This window comes from Pseudomonas sp. So3.2b (assembly GCF_019464415.1).
GTDB classification, from domain to species: domain Bacteria; phylum Pseudomonadota; class Gammaproteobacteria; order Pseudomonadales; family Pseudomonadaceae; genus Aquipseudomonas; species Aquipseudomonas shahriarae.
In genome coordinates this window covers 3,958,356-3,983,839 of the sequence record NZ_CP080494.1, presented here as the reverse complement: position 1 = coordinate 3,983,839, position 25,484 = coordinate 3,958,356, and the positions used below count along the sequence as shown (strand labels likewise).

At 61.2% G+C, this 25,484-nt stretch carries 22 protein-coding genes; 11 read left to right on the top strand and 11 right to left on the bottom strand.

Annotation, left to right across the window (positions count from 1 at the left end):
• Positions 1 to 71: 71 nt before the first annotated feature.
• Together K1X80_RS17775 and ctlX are read right to left on the bottom strand one after the other, a co-directional pair.
• Positions 72 to 1,118 carry an ornithine cyclodeaminase gene (locus K1X80_RS17775; protein ID WP_057960091.1) on the bottom strand — a complete coding sequence of 349 codons (1,047 nt, stop codon included), beginning with the start codon at positions 1,116 to 1,118 and terminating at the stop codon, positions 72 to 74.
• An 11-nt stretch (positions 1,119 to 1,129) separates the two neighbouring features.
• Complete coding sequence (gene ctlX / locus K1X80_RS17770) at positions 1,130 to 2,056, bottom strand: citrulline utilization hydrolase CtlX (RefSeq protein ID WP_220172383.1); 927 nt, start codon at positions 2,054 to 2,056, stop codon at positions 1,130 to 1,132.
• Between the two features lie 308 nt (positions 2,057 to 2,364).
• Between ctlX and K1X80_RS17765 the strand changes: the two genes are divergently transcribed.
• Entirely contained in the window at positions 2,365 to 3,255 is an 891-nt protein-coding gene (locus K1X80_RS17765; protein WP_220172382.1) for a GNAT family acetyltransferase, read from the top strand.
• A gap of 134 nt (positions 3,256 to 3,389) precedes the next feature.
• Here K1X80_RS17765 and K1X80_RS17760 read toward each other — a convergent pair whose 3' ends face one another.
• From K1X80_RS17760 to K1X80_RS17740, 5 genes are all read right to left on the bottom strand, one after another.
• On the bottom strand, positions 3,390 to 4,409 hold the full coding sequence (locus K1X80_RS17760; RefSeq protein ID WP_057439419.1) for a branched-chain amino acid aminotransferase: 1,020 nt from the start codon (positions 4,407 to 4,409) through the stop codon (positions 3,390 to 3,392).
• 184 nt (positions 4,410 to 4,593) lie between these two features.
• Positions 4,594 to 5,973 (bottom strand): dihydrolipoyl dehydrogenase, encoded by a 1,380-nt coding sequence (lpdA, locus tag K1X80_RS17755; RefSeq protein ID WP_169990466.1) that lies wholly within the window; start codon positions 5,971 to 5,973, stop codon positions 4,594 to 4,596.
• A gap of 4 nt (positions 5,974 to 5,977) precedes the next feature.
• The gene (locus K1X80_RS17750) at positions 5,978 to 7,243 is read right to left on the bottom strand and encodes a dihydrolipoamide acetyltransferase family protein (RefSeq protein ID WP_198799388.1); all 1,266 of its coding nucleotides are present in this window, start codon (positions 7,241 to 7,243) and stop codon (positions 5,978 to 5,980) included.
• Positions 7,244 to 8,302, bottom strand: a complete 1,059-nt coding sequence (locus K1X80_RS17745) for an alpha-ketoacid dehydrogenase subunit beta (RefSeq protein WP_057439417.1) — start codon at positions 8,300 to 8,302, stop codon at positions 7,244 to 7,246.
• Position 8,303: 1 nt separating this feature from the next.
• Complete coding sequence (locus K1X80_RS17740) at positions 8,304 to 9,539, bottom strand: 3-methyl-2-oxobutanoate dehydrogenase (2-methylpropanoyl-transferring) subunit alpha (RefSeq protein WP_057439416.1); 1,236 nt, start codon at positions 9,537 to 9,539, stop codon at positions 8,304 to 8,306.
• Between the two features lie 196 nt (positions 9,540 to 9,735).
• Here K1X80_RS17740 and bkdR point away from each other — a divergent pair, with 196 nt between their 5' ends.
• Positions 9,736 to 10,224, top strand: a complete 489-nt coding sequence (bkdR, locus tag K1X80_RS17735) for a Bkd operon transcriptional regulator BkdR (protein ID WP_057439415.1) — start codon at positions 9,736 to 9,738, stop codon at positions 10,222 to 10,224.
• 1 nt (position 10,225) lies between these two features.
• Here the strand turns inward: bkdR and K1X80_RS17730 are convergent, their stop codons facing one another.
• Complete coding sequence (locus K1X80_RS17730) at positions 10,226 to 11,101, bottom strand: tyrosinase family protein (RefSeq protein WP_220172381.1); 876 nt, start codon at positions 11,099 to 11,101, stop codon at positions 10,226 to 10,228.
• Positions 11,102 to 11,602: 501 nt separating this feature from the next.
• Here K1X80_RS17730 and K1X80_RS17725 point away from each other — a divergent pair.
• Both K1X80_RS17725 and K1X80_RS17720 read left to right on the top strand, forming a co-directional pair.
• Positions 11,603 to 13,222 (top strand): methyl-accepting chemotaxis protein, encoded by a 1,620-nt coding sequence (locus tag K1X80_RS17725; protein WP_057960086.1) that lies wholly within the window; start codon positions 11,603 to 11,605, stop codon positions 13,220 to 13,222.
• 46 nt (positions 13,223 to 13,268) lie between these two features.
• Positions 13,269 to 14,492 (top strand): HD-GYP domain-containing protein, encoded by a 1,224-nt coding sequence (locus tag K1X80_RS17720; protein WP_220172969.1) that lies wholly within the window; start codon positions 13,269 to 13,271, stop codon positions 14,490 to 14,492.
• Positions 14,493 to 14,507: 15 nt separating this feature from the next.
• On the opposite strand, the gene K1X80_RS17715 is transcribed toward K1X80_RS17720, so the two are convergent.
• The gene (locus K1X80_RS17715; protein WP_120733528.1) at positions 14,508 to 15,371 is read right to left on the bottom strand and encodes an MBL fold metallo-hydrolase; all 864 of its coding nucleotides are present in this window, start codon (positions 15,369 to 15,371) and stop codon (positions 14,508 to 14,510) included.
• Between the two features lie 94 nt (positions 15,372 to 15,465).
• On the opposite strand from K1X80_RS17715, the gene K1X80_RS17710 reads away from it, so the two are divergent.
• The 6 genes from K1X80_RS17710 to K1X80_RS17685 all read left to right on the top strand — a co-directional run bounded on the left by K1X80_RS17710 (position 15,466) and on the right by K1X80_RS17685 (position 22,828).
• Entirely contained in the window at positions 15,466 to 15,801 is a 336-nt protein-coding gene (locus tag K1X80_RS17710; protein WP_032860171.1) for a helix-turn-helix transcriptional regulator, read from the top strand.
• Between the two features lie 54 nt (positions 15,802 to 15,855).
• Positions 15,856 to 17,100, top strand: a complete 1,245-nt coding sequence (locus K1X80_RS17705; RefSeq protein ID WP_128593639.1) for an FAD/NAD(P)-binding oxidoreductase — start codon at positions 15,856 to 15,858, stop codon at positions 17,098 to 17,100.
• A 9-nt stretch (positions 17,101 to 17,109) separates the two neighbouring features.
• Positions 17,110 to 17,913, top strand: coding sequence for a sulfite exporter TauE/SafE family protein (locus tag K1X80_RS17700; protein ID WP_220172380.1), 804 nt, complete (start codon positions 17,110 to 17,112; stop codon positions 17,911 to 17,913).
• Between the two features lie 153 nt (positions 17,914 to 18,066).
• Positions 18,067 to 19,242: a porin gene (locus K1X80_RS17695; RefSeq protein WP_057960082.1), complete on the top strand. Its 1,176-nt coding sequence runs from the start codon at positions 18,067 to 18,069 to the stop codon at positions 19,240 to 19,242.
• Between the two features lie 192 nt (positions 19,243 to 19,434).
• Positions 19,435 to 20,598 (top strand): nitric oxide-sensing protein NosP, encoded by a 1,164-nt coding sequence (nosP, locus tag K1X80_RS17690; protein ID WP_057960094.1) that lies wholly within the window; start codon positions 19,435 to 19,437, stop codon positions 20,596 to 20,598.
• The gene (locus K1X80_RS17685) at positions 20,528 to 22,828 is read left to right on the top strand and encodes a PAS domain-containing hybrid sensor histidine kinase/response regulator (RefSeq protein ID WP_120733526.1); all 2,301 of its coding nucleotides are present in this window, start codon (positions 20,528 to 20,530) and stop codon (positions 22,826 to 22,828) included. Before nosP ends, K1X80_RS17685 begins: the two co-directional genes overlap by 71 nt.
• A gap of 491 nt (positions 22,829 to 23,319) precedes the next feature.
• On the opposite strand, the gene K1X80_RS17680 is transcribed toward K1X80_RS17685, so the two are convergent.
• Both K1X80_RS17680 and K1X80_RS17675 read right to left on the bottom strand, forming a co-directional pair.
• Positions 23,320 to 23,985, bottom strand: a complete 666-nt coding sequence (locus tag K1X80_RS17680) for a response regulator transcription factor (RefSeq protein ID WP_029296512.1) — start codon at positions 23,983 to 23,985, stop codon at positions 23,320 to 23,322.
• A gap of 27 nt (positions 23,986 to 24,012) precedes the next feature.
• Positions 24,013 to 24,567, bottom strand: a complete 555-nt coding sequence (locus K1X80_RS17675) for a PQQ-dependent catabolism-associated CXXCW motif protein (RefSeq protein ID WP_057960077.1) — start codon at positions 24,565 to 24,567, stop codon at positions 24,013 to 24,015.
• Between the two features lie 275 nt (positions 24,568 to 24,842).
• Between K1X80_RS17675 and K1X80_RS17670 the strand changes: the two genes are divergently transcribed.
• Positions 24,843 to 25,469, top strand: coding sequence for a response regulator transcription factor (locus tag K1X80_RS17670; protein ID WP_057439407.1), 627 nt, complete (start codon positions 24,843 to 24,845; stop codon positions 25,467 to 25,469).
• Positions 25,470 to 25,484: the final 15 nt, after the last annotated feature.

Below are 25,484 nucleotides of genomic sequence, written 5' to 3'. Positions count from 1 at the left end.
CCCTGTATATCGGCTTTTCAAACCGCGGTTTAGGGCCCGCCGCTTGCGCAAAGCGGCAGGCCAGAGCGGTTTCAGGCGCGCTTTTTATGCTGTGCGGTTGGTCGCTGGGCCAGGCGGGCGAACAGGTCCTTGGGGTCGGCCAGGTCCGGTACCAGCTCCAGCTCGCTGCCCACGTCCAGGGCCTTGGCCACATCCAGTACATAACGCAGGGCCGAATAGTCTTCGAGGGCAAAACCTACCGAGTCAAACAGGGTGACCTGGCGCGCATTTTCCCGGCCCGGCTTCTGGCCGTTGATCACTTGCCACAGCTCGGTGACCGGCGAATCCTCGGGCATATGCTGGATTTCGCCTTCGATACGGCTTTGTGGTTCGTACTCGACGATCACCCGCGCGCGCTCGACGATGCGCCGGTCCAGCTCGGTCTTGCCGGGGCAGTCGCCGCCCACGGCATTGAGGTGCATGCCGGGCTCGATCATGTCGTCGGTAAGGATGGTGGCGTAGGCCTTGTCGGCGGTGACGGTGGTGACGATATCGGCGCCTTTTACCGCTTCGGCAACGCTACCCGCGAGGGTCAGCTTGATCGCCGGGAAGGCCTTGAGGTTGTTCGCCAGCTTGTGCATGGCCTGGGTATCTATATCGAACAGGCGGATCTCATTGATGCCCAGCAAGGTGTGGAACGCCAGGGCCTGAAACTCACTTTGCGAGCCATTGCCGATCAGCGCCATGCTGCGGCTGTTGTCCCGTGCCAGGTAGCGCGCAACCAGGGCCGAAGTGGCGGCAGTGCGGATCGCCGTGGTCAGGGTCATCTCGCTGAGCAGCACCGGTTTGCCCGTATCCACATCCCCCAGGGCGCCGAATGCCATGACCGTGAGCATGCCGCTCTGGGTATTTTTCGGGTGGCCGTTGACGTATTTGAAGGCATACAGCGAAGCATCCGAGACCGGCATCAGTTCGATCACGCCCTCGGGCGAGTGGTTGGCCAGGCGCGCGCATTTTTCGAAGTCATTCCAGCGCAGGTAGTCGGCGCGGATGTACTCGGCCATCTCGGTGATGCAGGTTTGCAGGCCTTTTTGCGATACCAGGTAGCTGAGGTCGTTGACGTCGATATAACGGGTCATGGAAAAACTCCTTATTGGAATGAGGCGCGGGCCGGAAGATGCACTTCGGCCAACATGCAGCGGGCACTGCCGCCGCCGATGCGTTCGATGTTGTCGATATTCACCACGACTGGGTGGGTGTGGCGTTCCACATGCAGGCGCTGCGCCGGCTTGAGCGAGCGCCAGGCGCTGGCCGACATCACCAGCAGCGGCTGGCCGTCGCGGTCGTGGAGTTCCAGCATGTTGCCGGCGAAGGCTTCCAGTTGGTCGAAGTCCAGGGCCAGGATGTCTTTGCCGGTGTCGCGCAGGGAGCGTTCCAGGCCCTGGCGTTCGTGGGTCTCGGGCAGCGCGTCCAGGCACACCACCGACAGGTCGCGGCCGACGCTCATCATCACGTTGCTGTGGTAGATCGGTGCGTGATGGCGGTCGACGGCGTGGAAGGCGCAGACCTGATAGTCCAGGCGCTCGGCAAACTGGCGCAGGGCATCGTGATGGGTGCGCCCGGAGTGGCAGGCGTAGCTGATGCGGTGCTGGCGGTCGAGGACCATGCTGCCAGTGCCTTCGAGGAACATGTTCTGTTGTTCCAGGTGGCTGAAGTCGATGGTGTCTTTGATTGCGAAGCGCTGCTCCAGTACTTGCAGCACGCCTTTATCGCGCTCCAGGCGGCGGTTCTGGCCCTCCATCGGGTACAGCACCAGGCTGCCGTCGGCATGACTGCTCCACCAGTTATTGGGGAAGATCGAATCCGGGGTATGGGGCGCGGGTGTGTCCTGCACCACCAACACTTCCACACCATGCTGGCGCAGGGTGTCGACATAACCGTCGAACTCCTCCAGCGCTTTTTGCTGTGCGGCCACCGGATCGACGGGCGCGCGCTGGAAGCGGTTGTTGATCGCGGTGTCCGGGTTAAAGGCAAAGTGCGCCGGGCGAATCATCAGGACGGTATTGGTGGTTTGCATGGGGGCACGAGTCCATGGGGTTGGGCATTGAGGCTATTTTGTGCGCTCTGGCCGCAGAATCCCGGCTGAAACAGGGGAGCAGCCCAGCCGGGAAAGCTGAAAAGAGGGGTATGGCAGCCGAATCGGCTGTCAGGGGGCGCTCAAACCTGTAGGAGCCGACTTGTGTGGGAGCTGGCTTGCCTGCGATAGCATCATCGCGGTGTAGCGGACACACCAAGGTGCCTGCATCGCGGGCAAGCCCGGCTCCCACACAAGCCCACACATGGGTATTGTGGTGGCTGTCATTACGTCACCCGTCAGGAGGAGTCATGTCTACCGCCGTCCGCCTCGCCCAACCCACCGATGCCGAAGGCATCAGCCAGGTCATCCTGGCGGCCCTGCGCAGCAGCAACGCCCGTGACTACCCGGCGGATGTGATTGCGCGGGTGGCGAGCAACTTCACGCCGGAGGCGGTGCTGCAATTGCTCACGCGGCGTACCGTGCTGGTTGCACTCCAGGATCAAGAAATCGTCGCGACCGCCGCCTTGGACGCCAATGTGGTGCGTTCGGTGTTCGTCAACCCGGTGCTGCAAGGGCAGGGCATCGGCCGCCAACTGATGGCCGATATCGAACAGCGGGCCCGTGAGGCTGGGGTCACGGTATTGAGCGTACCGTCGTCCCTCACCGCCGAGCCGTTTTATACCAAGCTGGGGTTCCAGACCGTGCGGGATGTGTACCACGGCAACGAGCGCACCCTGGTGATGGAGAAAGTATTATCGTCTCGCCACCCCATCGGCGTGTATCGCGACCGTTTGCATCGGGCCCAGGTCGCGGCGTTATGGCAGACGGCGTTTGGTTATGACACACCACATAACCGGCCGGAACTGGCGATTGATAGAAAGCTTGCGGTGGAGGACGGGCTGTTCTTTGTCGCCACCCACGGCAAGGCCGTGATCGGCACCTTGATGGCAGGTTACGACGGGCATCGGGGTTGGTTGTATTCGGTGGCCGTGCATCCGGACTATCGCCGGCAAGGCCTGGGCGCGTCGTTGGTGCGCCATGGGGAACAGGCGTTGATCGCCCTGGGCTGCCTGAAGATCAACCTGCAGATCAATCTGGGCAACGAGACAGTGGTGGGGTTCTACGAGGCGCTGGGGTATGGCGTGGAGCCGAGGATCAGCATGGGCAAGAAGATTGCGCAGAACCTGCCCAAATCCTGAAACCACCGCAAAACAAATGTGGGAGCTGGCTTGCCTGCGATAGCGATATGTCAGTCACCAATGCGTTGACTGACAGTCCGCTATCGCAGGCAAGCCAGCTCCCACACAAGCCAGCGCCTACAATCAGGGTCGGCTTAGACCTTGACGATCCAGCCAGCTGGCGCTTCAACGTCGCCGGACTGCACACCGGTCAGCTCTTTGTAGAGCTTCTGGGTCACTGGGCCGACTTCTTTTTCGCTGTAGAACACGTGCAGCTTGTCTTTGTACTCGATCCCGCCGATAGGCGTGATCACTGCCGCCGTACCGCAGGCGCCGGCTTCCTTGAAGTCTGCCAGCTTGTCGATCAGCACGTCGCCTTCGACCACGTCCAGGCCCAGGCGGGTCTTGGCCAGTTCGATCAGCGACAGGCGGGTGATGCCTGGCAGCACCGACGGCGAGTTCGGGGTGACGAACTTGTTGTCGTGGGTGATCCCGAAGAAGTTGGCCGAACCGACTTCTTCGATTTTCGAGTGGGTGGCCGGGTCCAGGTAGATGCAGTCGGCAAAGTTGGCTTTTTTCGCCAGGGAGCCGGGCATCAGGCTGGCTGCGTAGTTGCCACCGACCTTGGCGGCGCCGGTGCCGTTCGGCGCGGCGCGGTCGTAGCCGGAGATCAGGAAGTTGTGCGGGGTCAGGCCGCCCTTGAAGTAGGCGCCGACCGGGATGCAGAAGATCGAGAAGATGAACTCGGGCGCGGTACGCACGCCGATGTTGTCACCGGTGCCGATCACGAACGGGCGCAGGTACAGCGCGCCGCCAGTGCCGTACGGCGGGATGAACCGCTCGTTGGCGCGGACCACTGCCTTGCACGCCTCGATGAAGGCTTCGGTCGGCACCTGCGGCATCAGCAGGCGGGCGCAGCTGCGTTGCATGCGGGCGGCGTTCTGGTCCGGGCGGAACAGGTTGATCGAACCGTCCTTGCAGCGATAGGCCTTCAGGCCCTCAAAGCACTGCTGGCCATAGTGCAGGGCGGTGGAGCCCTCGCTGATGTGCAGCACGTTGTCTTCGGTCAGGGTGCCTTCTTGCCAGGCGCCGTCTTTCCAGGTCTGGAGAAAACGCTTGTCGGTCTTGATGTAGTCAAAACCCAATTTGTCCCAATTGATGCTTTCGTTACCCATGACACCCTCTATCTCTTTTCAACCGCCTGGTCGAAGGCAGGCTTTTGGTTTATTTCTGGATGGGCGCAACAATACTTCATTCTTGGCCTGTGTGGGAGCGGGCTTGCTCACGATAGCGGTGGGTCAGTTAACGCCTCTGACACTGACACATTGCTATCGCGGGCAAGCCCGCTGCCACAGTGGGTCAGAGGTGCAGGGCATGCCCCAGCGCCCGCAGCGCCGCTTCCTGCACGGCTTCACCGAGGGTCGGGTGGGCATGAATGGTGCCTGCCACATCCTCCAGGCGCGCGCCCATTTCCAGGCTCAGGCCAAAGGCCGTGGACAGTTCGGACACGCCAACCCCCACCGCCTGCCAGCCAACAATCAGGTGATTGTCGCGGCGTGCCACCACCCGCACGAAGCCGGTCTTGGACTCCAGGGTCATGGCCCGGCCATTGGCCGCAAACGGGAAGCTCGAGACAATGCAGTCCAGGCCCGCAGCCTTGGCTTCGTCCGGGGTGTTGCCGACCACCACCAGTTCCGGGTCGGTAAAGCACACCGCCGGGATCGCCGCCGGGTTGAACTCGCGGGATTTACCGCTGATCAGCTCCGCGACCATTTCGCCCTGGGCCATGGCCCGGTGCGCCAGCATCGGTTCGCCGCTCAGGTCGCCGATGGCCCACACATTGCGCATGCTGGTCTGGCAACGACTGTCGATCTGGATTGCCGCGCCGTTCATCGTCAGGTTCAAGGCTTCCAGGTTCCAGCCCTGGGTGTTGGGTTTGCGACCGACGGCAACCAGCACCTGGTCGGTGCCGAGGGCCAGGGTCTCGCCATTCGGATCGCGCACTTGCAGGCTGCCACCTTCAAAACCCGTCACGCTGTGCTTGAGGTACAGCTTGACCCCCAACTGCTTGAGGGATTCGGCGACCGGCTGCGTCAGCTCGGCGTCGTAGGCCGGCAGGATGCGGTCCTGGGCTTCGACCACGCTGACCTCGGCCCCGAGTTTGCGATAGGCAATCCCCAGTTCCAGGCCGATATAACCGCCACCCACCACGATCAAGCGTTTTGGCACACGGCTCGGCGCCAAGGCTTCGGTGGACGAAATGATCGGCCCGCCAATCGGCAGCATCGGCAGGTTGACGCTTTTCGAACCGGTGGCCAGCAGCAGGTGCTCGCACTGGATGCGTTGGCCATCCACGTCCACGGTCTTGCCGTCGACGATCTTGGCCCAGCCGTGGATCACCTGCACTTTGTGCTTTTTCAGCAGCGCGGCAACCCCGGTGGTCAGGCGGTCGACAATGCCGTCCTTCCACTCGACGCTCTTGCGGATATCCAGGGTCGGCACATCCACTTCGATGCCCAGGGCCGAACCCTGGCTGTGGTGCACGGTTTGCTGGAACTGCTCGGCAACGTGGATCAGGGCCTTGGACGGAATGCAGCCGATATTCAGGCAGGTACCGCCCAACGCCTGGCCTTCTACCAGAATGGTCGGGATGCCCAGTTGGCCGGCGCGAATCGCCGCCACATAGCCGCCCGGGCCGCCGCCGATAATCAGCAGCGTGGTATGCAAAGTCTGAGTCATGCCCTTACTCCAGGAACAGGCTGGCGGGTTGTTCGAGCAGGCCACGGATGGCCTGGATGAATTGCGCCGCGTCCATGCCATCGACCACCCGGTGATCGAAGGAGCTGGAGAGGTTCATCATCTTGCGGATCACGATCTGCCCCTTGATCACCATTGGTCGCTCGACGATGCGGTTGACGCCGACAATCGCCACTTCCGGCAGGTTCAGCACTGGGGTGCTGACAATTCCGCCCAACGCGCCGAGGCTGGTCAGGGTGATGGTCGAGCCCGACAGTTCGTCACGGCTGGCCTTGCCATTGCGCGCGGCGTTGGCCAGGCGGGTGATTTCTTCGGCGGTGCCCCACAGGCTGCGCGCCTCGGCGTGACGCACCACGGGCACCATCAGGCCGACATCGCTCTGGGTGGCGACGCCCACATGCACCGCGCCAAGGCGGGTGATGACTTGGGCTTCGTCGTCATAACGCGCGTTGATCTGCGGGAAATCGCGCAAGGCCACAACCATCGCGCGCACCAGGAATGGCAGCAACGTCAGCTTGCCGCGGCTGGCGCCGTGTTTTTCATTGAGGTGTACGCGCAAGTCGTCGAGGGCCGTCACGTCGATCTCTTCGACGTAGCTGAAATGTGCGGCGCGGCGCGTGGCGTCCTGCATGCGCTGGGCGATCTTGCGGCGCATGCCGATCACCGGAATCTGCTCTTCCTCGTTACGCTCGGCATACGGGTTGGCGCCGGCCGAGGCGCGGGTGCTGCCCTGTTGCAGATAGGCGTCGAGGTCTTCATGCAGAATACGCCCGGCCGGGCCCGAGCCCTGGACCAGGCGTAGCTGGATCCCGGCGTCCAGCGCATGCTTGCGCACGGCGGGCGAGGCCAGCGGGCGCTCATTGGCGTCGCGGGCCACCGGGGCCTGGGCGGCCACCACCGGCTTGGCGGCCGGTTTGCTTTCAACCGCAGGAGCCTTGATTTCGGCTTTTGGGGCCGGCGCGGCTTCTTCAACCACCGCCGACAACGCCGACTCCCGGGTATTGCCCGCGCCTTCGACTTCAATGCTGATCAGGATACTGCCCACGGCCATGACTTCACCCGGCTCGCCGCCCAGTGATATCACCTTGCCATGGACCGGCGAGGGAATATCCACCATCGCCTTGTCGGTCATCACATCCGCCAGCACCTGGTCTTCCACGACCATATCGCCAACCTTGACGTGCCATACCGACAACTCAACTTCTGCGATGCCTTCGCCAATGTCCGGCATCTTGATAACGTGCGTGCCCATTCAGACCTCCATGACCCGTTGCAAAGCCGCGCCCACACGGGTCGGGCCAGGGAAATACGCCCATTCTTGCGCGTGGGGGTAGGGGGTGTCCCAACCGGTCACACGCTCGATAGGCGCTTCCAGGTAGTGGAAGCAGTGTTCTTGCACCAACGACACCAGCTCGGCACCAAAACCGCAGGTCCGGGTGGCTTCATGCACCACCACGCAACGGCCGGTCTTTTTCACCGACTTGACGATGGTTTCCAGGTCCAGCGGCCACAGGCTGCGCAGGTCGATGACTTCGGCGTCGATGCCGGTTTCTTCGGCGGCCACTTGCGACACGTACACGGTGGTGCCGTAAGTCAGCACCGTGACGGCCGAGCCTGGACGCACGATGGCAGCCACATCCAGCGGCACCGTGTAGTAGCCGTCCGGCACCTGGGCTTGCGGGTGTTTGGACCACGGGGTCACCGGGCGGTCGTGGTGGCCGTCGAACGGGCCGTTGTACAGGCGCTTGGGCTCGAGGAAGATCACCGGGTCATCGTTTTCGATGGAGGCGATCAGCAGGCCCTTGGCGTCATAGGGGTTGGACGGCATCACCGTGCGCAGGCCGCAGACCTGGGTGAACACCGCTTCGATACTCTGGCTGTGGGTCTGGCCGCCGTAGATGCCGCCGCCGCAGGGCATGCGCATGGTCAGCGGTGCAGTGAACTGGCCGGCCGAGCGATAACGCAGGCGCGCCGCTTCCGAGATGATCTGGTCGGTGGCCGGGTACACGTAGTCGGCGAACTGAATCTCGGCCACCGGGCGCAGGCCATAGGCACCCATGCCCACGGCCACGCCGATGATGCCGCTTTCGGAGATCGGCGCATCAAACACCCGCGAGGTGCCGTACTTGCTCTGCAAGCCTTCGGTGCAACGGAACACGCCGCCGAAGTAACCGACGTCCTGGCCGAATACCACCACATTGTCGTCGCGCTCAAGCATCACATCCATGGCCGAGCGCAGGGCCTGGATCATGGTCATGGTGGTCGTGGTCATGGCGGTTTCCAGCTCGATTTTATTGTTGTGATCGTTCATGTCAGATCCCCAACTCTTGACGCTGGCGCTTCAAGTGCTCCGGCATCTCTTTATAAACGTCTTCGAACATGCTCGCGGCGCTTGGAATCTGGCCACCGGCCAGGGTGCCGTACTGTTCGGCTTCTTTCTGCGCGCTGAGCACTTCGGCCTCCAGCTGCGCACTGACCGTGGCGTGTTCCTCTTCGGACCACTGGCCAATCTTGATCAGGTGCTGCTTGAGGCGGGCAATCGGGTCGCCCAGCGGGAAGTGGCTCCAGTCGTCGGCAGGCCGGTACTTGGAGGGGTCATCGGAGGTGGAGTGCGGGCCGGCGCGGTAGGTGACCCATTCGATCAGGGTCGGGCCGAGGTTGCGGCGTGCGCGTTCGGCGGCCCAGGCAGAGGCGGCGTACACCGCGATAAAGTCGTTGCCGTCCACCCGCAGGGAGGCGATGCCACAACCCACGCCGCGTCCGGCGAAGGTGGTGGCTTCACCACCGGCGATGGCCTGGAAGGTGGAGATCGCCCACTGGTTGTTGACCACGTTGAGAATCACCGGCGCGCGGTACACGTGGGCGAAGGTCAGGGCGGTGTGGAAGTCCGATTCGGCGGTGGCACCATCGCCGATCCATGCCGAGGCAATCTTGGTATCGCCCTTGATCGCCGAGGCCATGCCCCAGCCCACGCCCTGTACGAACTGGGTGGCGAGGTTGCCGGAAATGGAGAAGAAACCGAAGTCTTTTACCGAGTACATGATCGGCAACTGGCGGCCCTTGAGCGGATCGCGCTCGTTGGACAGCAGTTGGCAGATCAGGTCTACCAGCGGCACTTCACGGGCCATCAGGATGCTTTGCTGGCGGTAGGTGGGGAAGCACATGTCGTCGATGTTCAAGGCCAGGGCCTGGGCGCTGCCGATGGCTTCTTCGCCAAGGCTTTGCATATAGAACGACATCTTTTTCTGACGCTGGGCGACCACCATGCGGTTGTCGAAGATCCGCGTCTTGAGCATGGCACGCATGCCGCGGCGCAAAATGTCTACCGGGACACCTTCGGCCCATGGGCCCAGGGCCTGGCCCTGGTCGTCGAGCACGCGGATCAGGCCCTTGGCCAGGTCGGCGGTGTCGGCGGCTTCTACGTCAATTGCGGGTTTGCGCACCGTACCCGCATCGGTCAGATGCAGGTAGGTAAAGTCGGTCTTGCAACCTGGACGGCCAGAAGGCTCGGGAACGTGCAGGCGCAGCGGTTCGTATTGCTGGGTCATGGCTTTCTACGCTCGATCTTGTGAATTTCTTGTAGTGGGCGCGCTTAGCTGACAGTCAGTCCCCGGGTAGGAGAAATCTTGTCCTACAACAATCATAGGCCGGGGCGTGGAGAATATTTATCTCTGTTTGGTTGCGCCTGAGATCATTTGAGGATAAAAAATCTGCATAAACATAATAAACAGGTGGTTTTGTCTCATGCGCAAGCTGGACCGTATTGATATCGGGATTCTCAACAGCCTTCAGGAGAATGCCCGCATCACCAACGCCGACCTCGCACGTTCGGTCAACCTGTCGCCCACGCCGTGTTTCAACCGGGTCAAGGCGATGGAAGAATTGGGCTTGATCCGTGACCAGGTCACGCTGCTGGACGCCGATTTGCTGGGGCTGCATGTCAATGTGTTTATCCACGTCAGCCTGGAAAAGCAGAACGAGGAAGCCCTGCAGCAATTCGAGGGGGCGATTTCCGACCGGCCGGAGGTGATGGAGTGCTACCTGATGGCCGGCGACCCGGACTACCTGATCCGGGTGCTGGTGCCGACCATCCAGTCGTTGGAGCGCTTTATGATGGATTTTCTGACCAAGGTGCCGGGTGTGGCGAACATCCGCTCGAGCTTTGCACTCAAGCAGGTGCGCTACAAGACCGCGCTGCCGCTGCCGGCCAATGGTTTGAACCTAGGCAGCTGACTTATTCATAACGGTAGTCAAGTTGCTCAAGGTCCAGGGTCTGCCTGACGGTCCAGCGCTCTGGCCAGGGTGCCGGTTCGTTTGGCGGGTTGAACACCAGGCTTGAGTCCAGCACGCCGTTGGGGGCGTCAGCCCTGGGCTGGAACGGCTCGCTGATCGGATGCTGCTGGCGCCACTGCTCCCATAGAAAGTCCAGATGGCAATGGTGCAGGAAAAACAGCGGGTCATTGGAAGAGGAGGCGGTGGTCATATCGCCGCCGATCCAGGCATGAACCCTGTTGTGCAATCGGTCTTCACTGACATTTTCCCAACCTCCGGAGGCTTCAGCCACGGGGACTTGCCAGTACGGGGTGCGCGCTAACGTTGAAATCACTTCCAGGGGGCCTGGCAAGGGCTGCTCGGGATTTGCCCCCAGGTCGCGACGCAGACCCTGATCACCCGAATTGTCGTCCCACACCTTGAGTTCGAATGCGCCGTTGAACACGGAAAATGGGCCGGTGGTGACACGTTGGTTTTGCATGTTGTCGCCGTTGCCCCCCATGAAATCGGCGGTGAAGGGGTTGCTGCGACCCTCTAGTTGCCAATCCCAATAGGGCAGGGTGATAGACGGATCATTTGCGGCGGCTTTGAGCGCCAGTTCGAACTGCCGAATCAGGATCCGGTGCCAGGGATAGAACAGCGGGCTTTGGTGGGGGTTGGGGACCAGTGGGTTGGGCCCGCCCATAGAGTTGCGATGGACCTGCACAAAATCGTCATAGCGGTTCTGCAGGCCGGGGCACAGGACACTTGGAACGTCGTTCTTGAGCCGCAGAATGGAGGTGACAAAGGCTCGTTTCTGCTCCCCGGTCAGGTCGCGGTGGTTACGTCGGATGTCCATGTTTCAGATGCTCCATAGAATGTGGGTTCCTGGAGTATCCGTGGGGGAGGCAGCAGAATGTGGTGTATAGATCTTCCTCTCGTAACGTCGGTAATACGCAATTGTTTCTATTCATACGAGGCGATGTGACTGATAGCGATCATCTGGAAGTGTCTGGTGAGCAAGCCATTATTATAAAAAACGCTTGTCCTTATGGGCAGTAAGGTATCTGCTAAGCTCATGTCTTAGTCGGAAGAGCGAGTCATAGAGAATGAGAAACTAGTCCATCTGGCTATTTAAGGCTCAAAGGGTGCCCGCTCGTCTGTTATCGTTGCGGCGTATTCCTAGGTCTACTTGACTTATATGAGTAGTTAGCTAAGTAGTGGTTTGCGTGATTTTTTGTTTGTCGGCTCCATAAAACAACGATAGGCCTACATTTTTTTCACAGAACGCTCCACACACTGATGCCATCGAGGCTGTAAAAGTCCTTGAGCCAGTAAGCCTCGGGGAATTGCCATCTCAATGAGATCCATAAGATTGAACTCCCGTACCACCCTGTGTTTTGGCGTGGTGTGCCTGTTGCTTTTAATACAAGGCGCGATGACCCTGGTGAAAGTTGACAAAGTCTATTCGTCCACTGTGCAAATAGAAACTAACTGGCTACCCAGCATTCGTCAGGCTGGAAAGATGGAAAGTACGTTATTGAAACTTCGCTTGGAGTTGCGCAGGTTTGCACTGGATGCTAATCGGCTAAGTTTAACTTCGGTCGGTGCTGTTAAAGAGGCGAGTAGTGCGCTGGTTAAAGTAAGCAATGAGTATGCTTCGTTTGTATCCAGTCCCGAAGAAAAGAATAAATATGATCAAGTCATACGGGATATACAGGCCTATAACCTGAAAGTTGATGAGTTGCTGGCCATGGACAGTTCACATTCGGCTGCTGACTTGAGTGTGTTTTTTAGAGATTACACCAGCCCTCTGGCCGTTAAGCTGCAGTCCATGATTGGGGAATTGTTGGCTATCAACGAAACGGGTGGGCAGGCCGCAGTGGCCACTGCGGCCCATGAATATGATGCTGCCCGATTGTTCACATTGATCCTGATGGTGGCGTCGGTGCTGTTGACCATTGTGGTCGCCCGACTGTTCACCAAAAGTATCATCACGCCGGTTGGCGAACTGTTGGCCGCGACGGCGAAGATTGCCCAAGGAGACTTGCGTGTCGCCATCCAGATCAGCGGCAAGGACGAACTGACCGACCTGCAACAGTCCACTGCAGCCATGCAGATGAGTTTGAAAAGTACTTTGCAGCATATATCCGAAGCATCCGGACAACTGGCATCGGCTGCTGAAGAGAGGAGTTCGATCACCAAGGAGTCCAGTGCCGGTATTGAACGACAAAGTATGGAGACCGATCAGGCCGCCACGGCGGTCAATGAGATGACTGCCGCGGTAGAAGAAGTGGCGCGTAATGCGGTGTCGGCCTCCCAGTCGACACAGGACTCCCAACGCTCGGCAAAAGTCGGCCAGGAGCGGGTGACCCAGACCATCGCATCGATTGAAAAATTGAGCGCCACCGTCCAGCAAACCGGGGTCGAAGTAGAGGGGCTGGCCAAACAGGCCCAGGACATTGCAAGGGTGGTGGAAGTCATCCGCTCCATTGCCGAGCAAACCAACCTGCTGGCCCTGAACGCGGCCATCGAAGCGGCCCGGGCCGGCGAGCAGGGGCGCGGCTTTGCGGTGGTGGCCGACGAGGTCAGGGCGTTGGCCCATAGAACGCAGACCTCGACCCAGGAAATCGAGCAGATGATCGCGAAGATCCAGAGCTGTTCCAGTGAGGCGGTGCTCTCGATGGGGCTGAACCGAACTGAGGCCGTGGATTCGTTGAAAATCGCCCATGAAGCGGGTGCGGCCATTACTCAAATCACCCACGCGATCGAGGATATCAACGAGCGAAACCTGCTGATCGCCACCGCGTCGGAAGAGCAGGCCCATGTCGCACGCTCTGTCGACCAGAACCTCATCAGCATTCGTGACCTGTCTATCCAGAGCTCGTCGGCCGCCAGTCAAACCTCGATCGCCAGTAATGAACTGTCGAAGCTGGCGATTGATCTCAAACAGATTGTTTCGAGGTTCTCGGTGAACTGAGTCGAGTCGGGCAGGTTGTTTGATCTTGAACTGTGAGGTAATGCCTATGTTGAAATGCATTCCTACTTCGCAAGTCAGGTTGGGTATGTACGTCCAGAAGCTCAACGGCGCCTGGACTGACCATGGTTTTTGGAAAAACAGTTTTTTGCTGACCCGTCTGCAAGACCTGCAGCGTTTGCGTCAGTCACAGGTGCAGAGCCTCTGGATTGATACCGAGAAGGGGGACGACGTGCTGCCGGACGAGCTGCCGCGTTCGCCAGCTGTTACCTTAACGGTCGCTGCACTGGCGCAATCTGCGGTGCCCCCGCGTGTTGATATGAAGGTCGAGGTGGCGCGTGCCGTCAAGGTGTGCGCGCGGGCCAAGAGTGCCGTCGTCGAAATGTTCAGTGACTTGCGCATGGGGGGCGCGATCGACCCTACTCGCGTGGTTAGCCTGGTGGATGAAATTTCCCAGTCGATTTTGCGCCACCCCCATGCCTTGATCAGCCTGGCCCGGTTGAAGCGGGCCGATGAATACACCTACATGCATTCGGTCGCGGTCAGTGGCTTGATGATCGCGTTGGCCAGGCAGTTGGGGCTGTCGCCGGCATTGGTCCAGGAGGCAGGGCTGGCAGGGTTGTTCCATGACGTGGGGAAAATGGCCATCCCGGAGGGCATTTTAAGCAAGGCCGGCAAGCTGACTGAGGCGGAGTTCGAGATTGTGCGCAGCCATCCCCAGGAGGGGGTGAACATGTTGCGCAACAGCCCGCATATCAGCGCCCTGGTATTGGATGTGTGCTTGCATCACCATGAAAAGTGCAACGGCGAGGGTTATCCCCACGGCCTGCTCCAGGATCAGATCAGCTTGTTTGCACACATGGGCGCTGTGTGTGATGTGTACGATGCGGTGACCTCAGAGCGGCCTTATAAACAAGGCTGGGGGCCGGCCGATGCCATTCAGAAAATGGCCGAGTGGAAAGGCCATTTCGATGAGCGGGTGTTCCAGGCGTTTGTCCGGTGCATGGGGATTTACCCGGTGGGCGCCTTGGTGCGCCTGGAGAGCGGGCGTATCGGTGTGGTGATTGAGCAAAGCCAGAAGTCGTTGCTCACGCCACGGGTCAAAGTGTTCTTTTCGGCGCGCTCCCGCTTGCCCATTATCCAGGTGGTGGTGAACCTGGCCGAGCAGCGCGACAAGATTGTCGCTCGCGAGAGCATCGAGGACTGGGGCTTCAAGCATGTCGACGAGCTTTGGTCAGGCTTGCCCAAGCCCAAGGGCTCTTACTTCAGTTGAGCCCGATGTGCCGTGTCACAGCTGGTTGATCGGGATTTTCAGGTACACCACGCCATTGTCTTCCGCCGGCGGCATATTCCCCGCTCGTACATTCACCTGGATCGCCGGCAGCAACAGCGTCGGCATGCCCAGCCCGGCATCACGGGTGGTGCGCATTTGCACAAATGCCGCTTCATCCACCCCGTCATGCACATGGATATTGCTCGCTCGCTGTTCAGCCACGCTGGTCAGGCATTTGGCCTCGCGGCCCTCGGGTGGATAGTCATGGCACACGTACAGCCGGGTGTCGCCGGGGAAGGCCAGCAACTTGCGCATCGAGGCATACAACTGGCGCGCATCGCCGCCAGGGAAGTCACAGCGGGCGGTGCCCACGTCGGGCATGAACAGGGTGTCGCCCACCAGGATCAACTGGTCGTCGATCAGGTAGGCCATGTCTGCCGGGGTATGGCCGGGCACGTGCAGGGCCTGGGCCTGGAGGTTGCCGATGTGGAACACCTCGTCGGGGGCGAACAGATGGTCGAACTGCGAACCGTCAACGCGAAACGCCGGCTCCAGGTTGAACAGGTTCTTGAACACGCCCTGCACCTGGCTGATGGACTGGCCAATGGCGATTTTGCCGCCCAAGACACGGCGCAGGTACGGCGCGGCGGACAGGTGGTCGGCGTGGGCGTGGGTTTCCAGCAGCCATTGCACCTGCAAGCCATGGGCCTGGACGAACGCCACGACGTGGTCGGCCTGGCGCGTGTCGGTGCGTCCGGACGCGGGGTCGTAGTTGAGCACCGAGTCGACAATGGCACAGGGTCCACCGTCCGCTTCATAGACGATGTAGGTCCAGGTCGACGAGGCCTCGTCCAGGAAGGGTTGAATCAGCGCAGGCATGACGGTTGTCCCTGATGGCTAAAAAAAGGCGTGATATTCACTTTATGTTTAAACATAATGTTTTGAGCTTAAGTGAGAGAAAGGACCGAAGCAAATGGAATCCAGTCTGAGTGAAGGTGAAGTCGCCCAGTTGCGTGCGTCTGCGTCCAAGGCCTGTACCTTGCTCAAGGCCCTGGCCAATGAGGACCGGCTACTGATCCTCTGCCAGTTGACCCAGGGCGAGCGCAATGTGGGTGAGCTGGAAACCATGACCGGCGTGCGCCAGCCGACGTTGTCCCAGCAACTGGGAATCCTGCGCGACGAAGGGCTGGTGGCGACCCGTCGTGAAGGCAAGTACATCTTTTACGGGTTGGCCAGCCACGAAGTGATTCAAGTGATGAAAACCCTCTCCGGGCTGTACTGCGGGGCGGTGATAAAAAGCTGGGCGTGACGCCATACGGCAACGACCCTTGTGTGCATTGTTGAAATAAGAAAGGCCAGGACTATGAACGACCAACACTGGGGACCGACCATCAGTGGCGACATCGTGGTCATCGGCGGCGGCTCGGCAGGCATCGGCCTGCTGGCCAGCCTGCTCAAGCGCGACCCGCAGCTCAATATCATCCTGATTGAACCCAGCGCCGAACATTACTACCAACCCGCCTGGACCCTGGTGGGCGGTGGCGCCCATGACATCCGCAAGACCATGCGCCCCATGGCCCGGGTATTGCCCGACGGCGTGACCTGGGTGCAGGCGGCGGTCAGTCAGTTGCTGCCCGACGAGCAGGCCCTGGTGCTCGACAGCGGCCAGCGTGTGACCTGGAATAACCTCATCGTCTGCCCCGGCCTGCGCCTGGCCTGGGAGAAAATCCAAGGCCTGGAGCAGACCCTGGGCCACAACGGCGTTACGTCCAACTACAGCTACCAGCACGCGCCCTACACCTGGCAACTGGTGCAGCAGCTCAAGGGTGGCAAGGCGATCTTTACCCAGCCGGCCATGCCGATCAAATGCGCAGGGGCGCCGCAAAAGGCCATGTACCTGTCTTGCGATCATTGGCTCAAGCAAGGTGACCTGAACACCATCGACGTCGAATTCAACCTGGCCGGCGCCGCGCTGTTTGGCGTGGCAACCTTTGTGCCGCCGTTGATGAACTATGTCGAGAAATATGGCGTGCAGTTGGCCTTCAACTCCAACCTGATCAAGGTCGATGGCCCGGCGCGCAAGGCCTGGTTCGAGGTCAAGGACGCCGAAGGCAATATCAGCGTCGAGGAAAAATCCTTCGACATGCTGCACGTCGTCCCGCCGCAAGTGGCCCCGGACTTTATCCGCCACAGCCCACTGGCCGACGCCGCTGGCTGGTGCGAGGTCGACCCCCATAGCCTGCAACAGGTGCGTTACCCGCACATCTTCGCCCTGGGCGATGTGTGCTCCACCAGCAATGCCAAGACGGCAGCGGCGGTGCGCAAGCAAATCGTGGTGGTCGCCGAGAACTTGCTGGCCCTGCGCAGACAGGCGCCATTGCCGCTCAAGTACGACGGTTATGGCTCCTGCCCGTTGACGGTGGAGAAGGGCAAGGTGGTGCTGGCCGAGTTCGGTTATGGCGGCCGGCTGCTGCCGACCTTTCCCCTCGACCCGACGGTGGCGCGGCGCTCGGCGTGGTTTTTGAAGGCGACGCTGCTGCCGTGGTTCTACTGGAACGGCATGCTCAAGGGCCGCGAATGGCTGACCCGTCTGGCCAAGGTGGAGTGAGAGAACCCTATGCTGCTGGCAAGTTTTTTTGGCGTGTTCATGGGGCTGGTGATGGGCCTGCCCGGGGCCGGGGGCGGGATCCTGGGGGTGCCGGCGTTGGTGCTGGGGCTGGGCTTGACCATGACCCAAGCGGCCCCGGTGTCATTGTTCGCCGTGGGCGCGGCGGCAGCGGTGGGGGCGATTGATGGCTTGCGCCATGGCCTGGTGCGGTACCGCGCGGCGTTGCTGATTGCCTTGCTTGGCGCCCTGTTTTCGCCGCTGGGGGTGTTCTTCGCCCATCAGTTGCCGGACAAGATCCTGATGGGCCTGTTCAGCGCGCTGATGGTGCTGGTGGCGTGGCGCATGTTGCGGCGCGAAAAGCTCGAGGCCGGCCCCAGCGACCATGGCGCCGCGTCCTGGGGGCAGAAGAACTGCATGCTCGATCAGCAGACCGGGCGGTTTTCCTGGACCGCCAAATGCACCGCGACCCTGGCCGCCCTCGGTGCGGTGACCGGTGCGGTATCGGGCCTGCTGGGGGTGGGCGGCGGCTTTCTGATCGTGCCGGCGTTCAAGCAACTGACCGATGTGCAGATGCGCGGGATTGTCGCCACCTCGCTGATGGTGATCAGCCTGATTTCGCTGATTGGTGTGGTCGGCGCGTTCCATGCCGGGGTGGTGATCGACACCCTCGGCTGGGTGTTTATTGGTGCCAGCATCGTCGGCATGCTCATCGGCCGGCGCCTGGGCTCGCTGATTCCGGCGCGGGCCTTGCAAATCGGCTTTGCCAGCCTGTGTATCGTGGTGGCAGGCGGGATGTTGTTCAACGCCCTTTGACCCCAACCCCGCGCCTACCGGTGTAAGCCTTAAGTGGCGGGCCCTCGGCGCCCTCCAAAGCACCGCGCATTTCCCTCCAAGGCAGCGTTTAACCGCGCTGCCTGGCTTTCGATAATCGCCTCCGACACCCAGACCCCCGTCGCGGAGCGCGCCATGCATAACAATAAGAACTTCCCCCGTCGTTTGTTGCCAGCCTTTATCGCCAGCCTCGGTTTGAGCTCGGTGGCCCAGGCCGAGATCGTGCTGTACGACAAGGACCAAACCACCTTCTCCACCGATGGCTACGTCAACGCCTTCTACGTCAACAGCGATGTGGACCGTGCCGGCGAGCAATACGACCGGCGCCAGTCGCGGGTGAAAATGGGCTTTTTGCCCAACTACCTGGGCTTCAACATGGGCAAGCAGGTCGATGACCTCAAGCTCGGCGCCCGTGCCTCGTTCTGGGTGACCATCAACGACAGTGAAACCAACGGCACCGACACCGCCATCGACGTGCGCCAGTTCTACGGCACCGTGGCCAACCCCGAGTGGGGCGAAGTGCTGATCGGCAAGGACTTCGGCCTGTTCGCCCGTTCCAACATCCTGCTCGACGAACTGCTCGCCGGCTATGGCCAGGTCAGCGACAGCCTGGGCCTGGTGGACGGCGGCGGGGTATCGTTCGGCAATATCGGCAGTGGCTACCCATACCCGTTCCCCACCTCGCAAATCACCTACCGCACCCCGGTAATGGACGGCCTGCGGGTGGCCGTGGGCATCATGGACCCGGTCGACACCAACGACAGCAGCCCGCTGGGCAAGGCCTACCAGAAGAACCCACGTACCGAGAGCGAGATCACCTACCAGTTCGACGTGGGCGGGGCGAAGATCTACAGCTGGCTCAACGGCAGCTACCAGACCTCGGACAACACCGACTCTACCGTCGAATCGGTGACCTCCAAGGGCCTGGGGTATGGGGTGCAGGCGAAGATGGGCGGCTTGTCGCTCACCGGCTCCGGCTTCCAGGCCAAGGGCATCAACCCGTTCTTCACCAACAACGCCGGGGAGGCCACCTTGCGTAATGTCGACAGCAATGGCTACCTGCTGCAGGGCTCCTACAAATTGGGCAAGAACCGCCTGGCGCTGTCCTACGGCAAGACCAAGGACGACGGCAACGGCGTGGTCGGCAGCGGCGCCGACTACGAAACCCGGGGCATTGCCCTGTTCCATGACATCAACGACAACCTGAAGCTGGTGGCCGAGTACAACCAGTTCGAGATCAGCGGCCACGACACCAGTGCGCAGAATGAAGACACCGATACCTTTGCCGTAGGTGCGGTGCTGACCTGGTAATGACCTGGAACACGGTCAAACGTGTGGGAGCTGGCTTATGTGGGAGCCAGCTCCCACACAAAGCCAGTTCCCCACTGAGATTCATCTGTTGCCCGGTGGCTCTCATCCCATCGAAGCCCCGACCCAGTACCCAAGTAGCATAGGTCGCCACCCCGCGCGTTCGTACACTTGAGCTTCAACGGGGAGATGACCATGCAACAGGTGCACAGCGAAGGCGTAGTCACAGCCATGTCCCAGGCCAGCGATGCGCAGCAGGTGGCCGATGAGCTGGCGTGCCAGTTGTTGCACCCGTACCTGGGGTTCGTGCTGTTCTTCTGCTCTGCCACCTATGATCTGCAGGCCCTCGGCCAGGCCCTGCAACACAGTTTCGGTGGTGTCCGCGTGGTGGGTTGCACCAGCGCCGGCGAGATCACGCCCCAGGGTTACGGGCGCAATTGCGTGACGGCGGTGGGGTTTGACCATGCGCACTTTTCCATTGCCACCGAACTGATCGACCAGGTCGAGCACTTCAGCCTGATCGACGCGCAACAAATGGTCGAACGCCTGGTGGGTGGCTGTCGCAGCAACACCCTGGCCCCGATCAAGGGCAACAGCTTTGCCTTGACCCTGCTCGACGGCCTGTCCAGCCGCGAAGAAATGGTCCTCGCCGCCCTGAGCGCAGCGCTCGGCGATATCCCGCATTTCGGCGGTTCGGCTGGCGATGACAACCACCTGACCCACACCCATGTGTATTTCGACGGCGCCTTCCACAGCGGCGCGGCTGTCGTGGTGCTGGTCAATACCTGGCTGGACTTCGAGGTGTTCACCACCCACCACATTCTGCCCTTGGCACACAAACTGGTGGTGACAGGGGCGGACAGCGCGTCGCGGCGGGTCTTTGAGTTGAATGCCGAACCTGCCGCCGAGGAGTACGCACGGCATATCGGCGTGGCCGTTGCACAGTTGGATCACCGGATCTTCGCCGCCCATCCGTTGGCGGTGCGTATCAACGAGCAGTACTACGTGCGGGCGATCCAGCAGGTCCACGATGACTTGAGCCTGAGTTTCTACTGCGCGGTGGAAAACGGCATCGTCCTCACCGCCATGACCCCGGGGCCGATCCTGCCCAACCTGCAGACCCTGTTCGACGGCCTGCAAGCGCGTCTCGGCGACCTGCTGCTGACCATCGGCTGCGACTGTTTCCTGCGGCGCCTGGAGCTGGAAGAGCACGGCACCCTGGAGCCGATCGGCGCCTTTTTGCGTGAGCAACGGGTGATGGGGTTCAACACCTACGGAGAACAGTTCAATGGCATGCACATCAACCAGACCTTTACCGGGGTCGCCATTGCCCGTGGTCGAAGCTCTGGACAGCGCTGAACTGCACGCGCAGATCCGCGCCCTGCAGCAGGACAATCGCAAGCTGGCGCGGATCAACGCCGCGCTGATCGAGCGCGTCGAGTCCGGCGCGACCCGTGGCAACGACCCCTATGCGGCGTTCCAGCATTCGGTGGTGCTGGCCGAGCAGGTGCGCGAACGTACCGACGCCCTCAACCAGGCGATGGCCGAACTCAAGGCCAGCAACCATCTGCTGCGCGATGCACGGCTGCGCGCGGAAACCGCCCACCAGCATTTGATTGATGCCATCGAGAGCATTTCCGATGCCTTTGTGCTGTTCGACCAGCACCAACACATTGTGTTGTTCAACAGCCGCTTCCAGGGGTTCTGGAGCAACAGCCCGGTGCAGATTGTCGCGGGCATGGGCCTGCGTGAGGTCAAACGGCTGATGACGGTCAACGGCCTGTTCACCGAAGAGGCCCACGGGCACGCTGATGAAACCCTGTTTTACCGTCTGGATAACGGCCGTTGGCTGCAAGTCAGCGAGCGGCCGACCCAGGACGGTGGGCGGGTGATTCTGTTTACCGACATCACTGACGTCAAACTGGCGGAAACCCTGCGCCGTGAACAGGCCGTCGCGCAGAAATCCCAGGAAAGCGAGCGCTGGATCCGCCTGATCACCGACCATGTGCCGGCGTTGATTGCCTACCTCAATGCCGATCTGGTCTACGAGTTCACCAACAAGGTCTACGAGCAATGGTATTGCTGGGCGCAGGGCGCGATGCTCGGCAAAAGCCTGCGCCAGGCCCACAGCGAACAGCATTACCAGCGCCTGGAAGCCTACGTGGCGCAGGCGCTGGCGGGGGAGAGCGTGACCTTCGAGTTCGCCGAAACCAATATCAACCATCAGGAGCGCTACATGCTGCGCTCCTATGTGCCCAACCGCCTGGCCAGTGGCGAGGTGGTGGGGATCTTTGTGCTGATCCGCGACATCACCGAACGCCGGCGCACCGCCGAGGCCCTGCACCAGGCTTATCAGAACCTGGAACTGCGAGTGCGCGAGCGCACCGCCGAACTGACTTCGCTCAACGACCAACTGCTGCAGGAAATCGACGAGCGCCGCCGCGTGGAGTCGCGCCTGCGCGAAGCCAAGCTGGAAGCCGAGCAGGCCAACCTGTCGAAAACCAAGTTTCTGGCGGCGGTCAGCCATGACCTGCTGCAACCGCTGAATGCCGCCCGCTTGTTTACCGGGGCCTTGCTGGAGCGGCGTGACCCGGTGGCCAACGAGACCCTGGTGCGCAATGTCAGCAATTCCCTGGAAGACGTGGAAAACCTGCTGGGCACCCTGGTGGATATTTCCAAGCTCGACGCCGGGGTGATCAAGGCCGATATCGCACCGTTTGCCTTGAGCGAACTGCTGGACAACCTCGCCGCCGAATACACCCAAGTGGCCCGCAGCGAAGGCTTGCAGCTGCACTTTATTGGCTGCTCGGCCCTGGTGCGCAGCGATATCCAGCTGCTCGCCAGAATCTTGCGCAACCTGTTGAGCAATGCCATCCGCTACACCTACGGCGGGCGCGTGGTGCTGGGTTGTCGGCGTGAGCATCAGCGGTTGTCGATCCAGGTCTGGGACACTGGTATGGGCATCGCCGAGGAGCGCCTGGAGGAGATTTTCCAGGAGTTCAAGCGTGGCGATGTGCAACGCCCGGACCAGGATCGTGGGTTGGGCCTGGGGTTGGCGATTGTGGAAAAAATCGCGCGGATCCTCGGGCACCGGATCAGCGTGCGCTCCTGGCCGGGACGGGGCTCGATGTTCAGTGTGGAGGTGCCGTTGAGCAGCACCGCACCCAGGGTCTTGCCTATGCCGGTGATGAGTGAGCCGATGCTGGAGCGTTTGCAGGGCGCCCGGGTGTGGGTGCTGGATAACGACGCGGCGATCTGTGCCGGTATGCGTACCTTGCTCGAAGGCTGGGGCTGCCAGGTGATTACCGCCTTGTCCGAACAGGACCTGGCACGCCAGGTGGACAACTACCATGCCCAGGCGGACTTGCTGATTGCTGATTACCACCTGGATGACGAACAGAACGGCGTGGACGCGGTGGCCAGGATCAATGCGCGGCGGGCCAGTGCCATTCCGGCGATGATGATCACCGCCAATTACAGCAACGAACTGAAACTGCAAATCCGCGAGCTGGGGCATACCCTGATGCACAAGCCGGTGCGGCCGATGAAACTCAAGACTGCCATGAGCCACCTCTTGGGCCGTCCCTGACATGCCCTCGATCAAAATGTGGGAGCGGGCTTGCCCGCGATAGCGGTGGGTCAGGCAAATAAATGCTGAATGACACACCGTTATCGTGGCGTAGGTATCTACACAGGTCTTTTCTGGGGTTGTGTACATATCCGTTGCTGCGGTCATGGCCACTTAGGGTTCCGCCCTTACGGCGGCTCACTTTTGGAAAAGAGCCCCAAAAGTAACCAAAAGGGCTCTTGCCCCACCACTCGGCACCTCGCCTAGGCTCGGTGTGCCCGTCATCCGACATTGATTTGGGGGGCCGCCGCGATGGGCCATCCATGGCCCAGCGCGGCTAACCCGGCGTCCTGCCGGGTTACCCCCCAAATCAAAATCGGATGACGGCCAGCGTGGTTTAACGGGGCGCCTCAGATCAAGATCAAGATCAAAAGCAAAGCGAGGCGGCCTTAAAGCCGACCTGATCTTTGAATCGTACGCGTACCCCTGTGGGAGCTCAGTTGTAAGGAAAATCAGCGCCGCAGGTAGGAGCCGAAGTCGATATCTCCAGCGCTAAGGATCGCCTGCACCCGGTTATGTACGTTCAACTTGCGCAGAATCGCCGACACATGGGCCTTCACCGTGGTCTCGGCAATTTCCAGGGTGTAGGCAATCTGCTTGTTCGACTCGCCCTTGGTCATCCGCTCCAACACCAGCAACTGCTTGCGTGTAAGGGCCTGCAGCAGTTCCGGGGCGAAGGCCGGGTTGTCGTGCATGCGCCGCTGGCCGGGGTTTTTCTGGGTGCGGATGATGTCGGGCGGCAGGTACACGTTGCCATTGAGGATCTGCTGGATCGCTTCGGTCATCTGCGCCCGTGGCGAGGATTTAGTGATAAAGCCCACCGCGCCATAGGTGATGGCTTGCAGCACGATCTGCTTGTCCTGTTCGGCCGAGACGATCACCACCGGTATGGTCGGCGCTTCGTTGCGCAGGTTGATCAGGCCGTTGAGGCCGTGCATGCCGGGCATGTTCAGGTCCAGCAGGATCAGGTCGAGGTCGTCGTGCTCCTGGGTCAGGGCCAGGGCGCTGTCCAGGTCGGCAGTTTCCATCACTTCGCTGCCGGCAAAACCGTCGCTGATGACGTTATGGATCGCTTCGCGAAACAGCGGGTGATCGTCGGCAATCAGAATTTTATACATGGCCGTTCACCTTTTTATTGTGATGTTTCAGGGGGCAAGCTCAAAGGGCTCAGGGTGTGCCGCGGCGACGGGCAGCTTGGCGGCTTCCCACGCGTCCAGGCCATCGCGATACCAATACACAGTGTTATAGCCCAAGGCTTTGGCCCGTTTTACCGCGTTCCAACTCAACCAGCAATCGGCGCGGCAGTAGAACACTAAGGGGTGGGCAAGGTGACCGTCGGTGTAGGTGTACAGGTGGCGGGCAAAGTAGCTCTGCCACTCGGGCGTCAGCTCGCCATCGCCGGTATTGGCCAGCCAGTGGCTGCCGGGCAGGTTGGCGTGGGGCTGGTCTTCGATGAACTGGCCGTGCAGCCATTGCCGGCGGTAGACGTCGATCAGCACCGGGCGCGGCTGTTGCGCCAGCAGGGTTTGCAGGGCCTGGGTATCGACGATGGTCGCGCCCGGCAGGTGTTCGGGGGTGGGGCTGCGATAGAGGTTGATGCGGTAGCCGTCGCGGGAAAACAGCGCGGTTGGCGGCTGGGCAGCAGCCAGCAGCGGGGTCAGCGACAGCACGGCAGCCAGAGTCAGTCGGGCGGGCAGCATGGCAGGTACGATCCTTATAGTTATGCGCCTATTACATGCCAGTCGCGCTGCCTTGGGAATGCGACGATAGACAGCAAAACCAGTACCAAAGTAGTAAATCAGCCGGCGCTTGAGGGCTCTAGCATGAAAGTACCGGTCATCCTCAGGAGTTGTACGATCATGCGAATTCTCAAGGCGCTGCTCTTGCCGTTTTTGCTGATTGTCAGCCTGATCGGCGTGGACAAGCTCCACGGCCCGCGACCGGCGCCGTTGTTGGTGACGCCGGCGCATTCCTCATGAATATCCTGTTGGTAGACAAGCACGCCGTGGTGCGCCTGGGTTACAGCAGCCTATTGCGGGCGCTGCTACCGGGCGTGGAAGTGCGCGAGGCGGGCACTGGCGAGGAGGCGCTGGCGCGGGTGCAGGAGGCGGTGCCGAACCTGGTGATCACCGGTTTTGGCCTGCCGGGCATCAGTGGCCTGGAGACCACCCGCCGCCTGCGCCAGCGCCTGCCGCAATTGCGCGTGCTGTTTTTCAGCCAGCATCAGGAGCTGCCCCTGGTACGCCAGGCCCTGGAGGCCGGTGCGTCGGGCTATATCACCAAGGGCGCGACGCCTGCGGTGATGAATGAAGCGGTGCAGCGCATTCTCGACGGCCACACCTATATCGAACAGGCCCTGGCCACCGAGCTGGCCTACCACCCGGTCGATCATCGCCTGCAGGGCATGACGGCCCGTGAGCTGGAAATTTTCCTGATGCTGGCCAAAGGCACACCCACCCGGGCCATTGCCGATCAACTGAGTATCAGCAGCAAGACCGTGTCCAATCACCTGACCTTGCTCAAGAGCAAATTGCAGGTCAGCTCCCATGCGGAGCTGGTGCATGTGGGGATTGATATGGGCGTGGTGCGGGCGGCGGGATAAGTCGCTCCTCTGCGG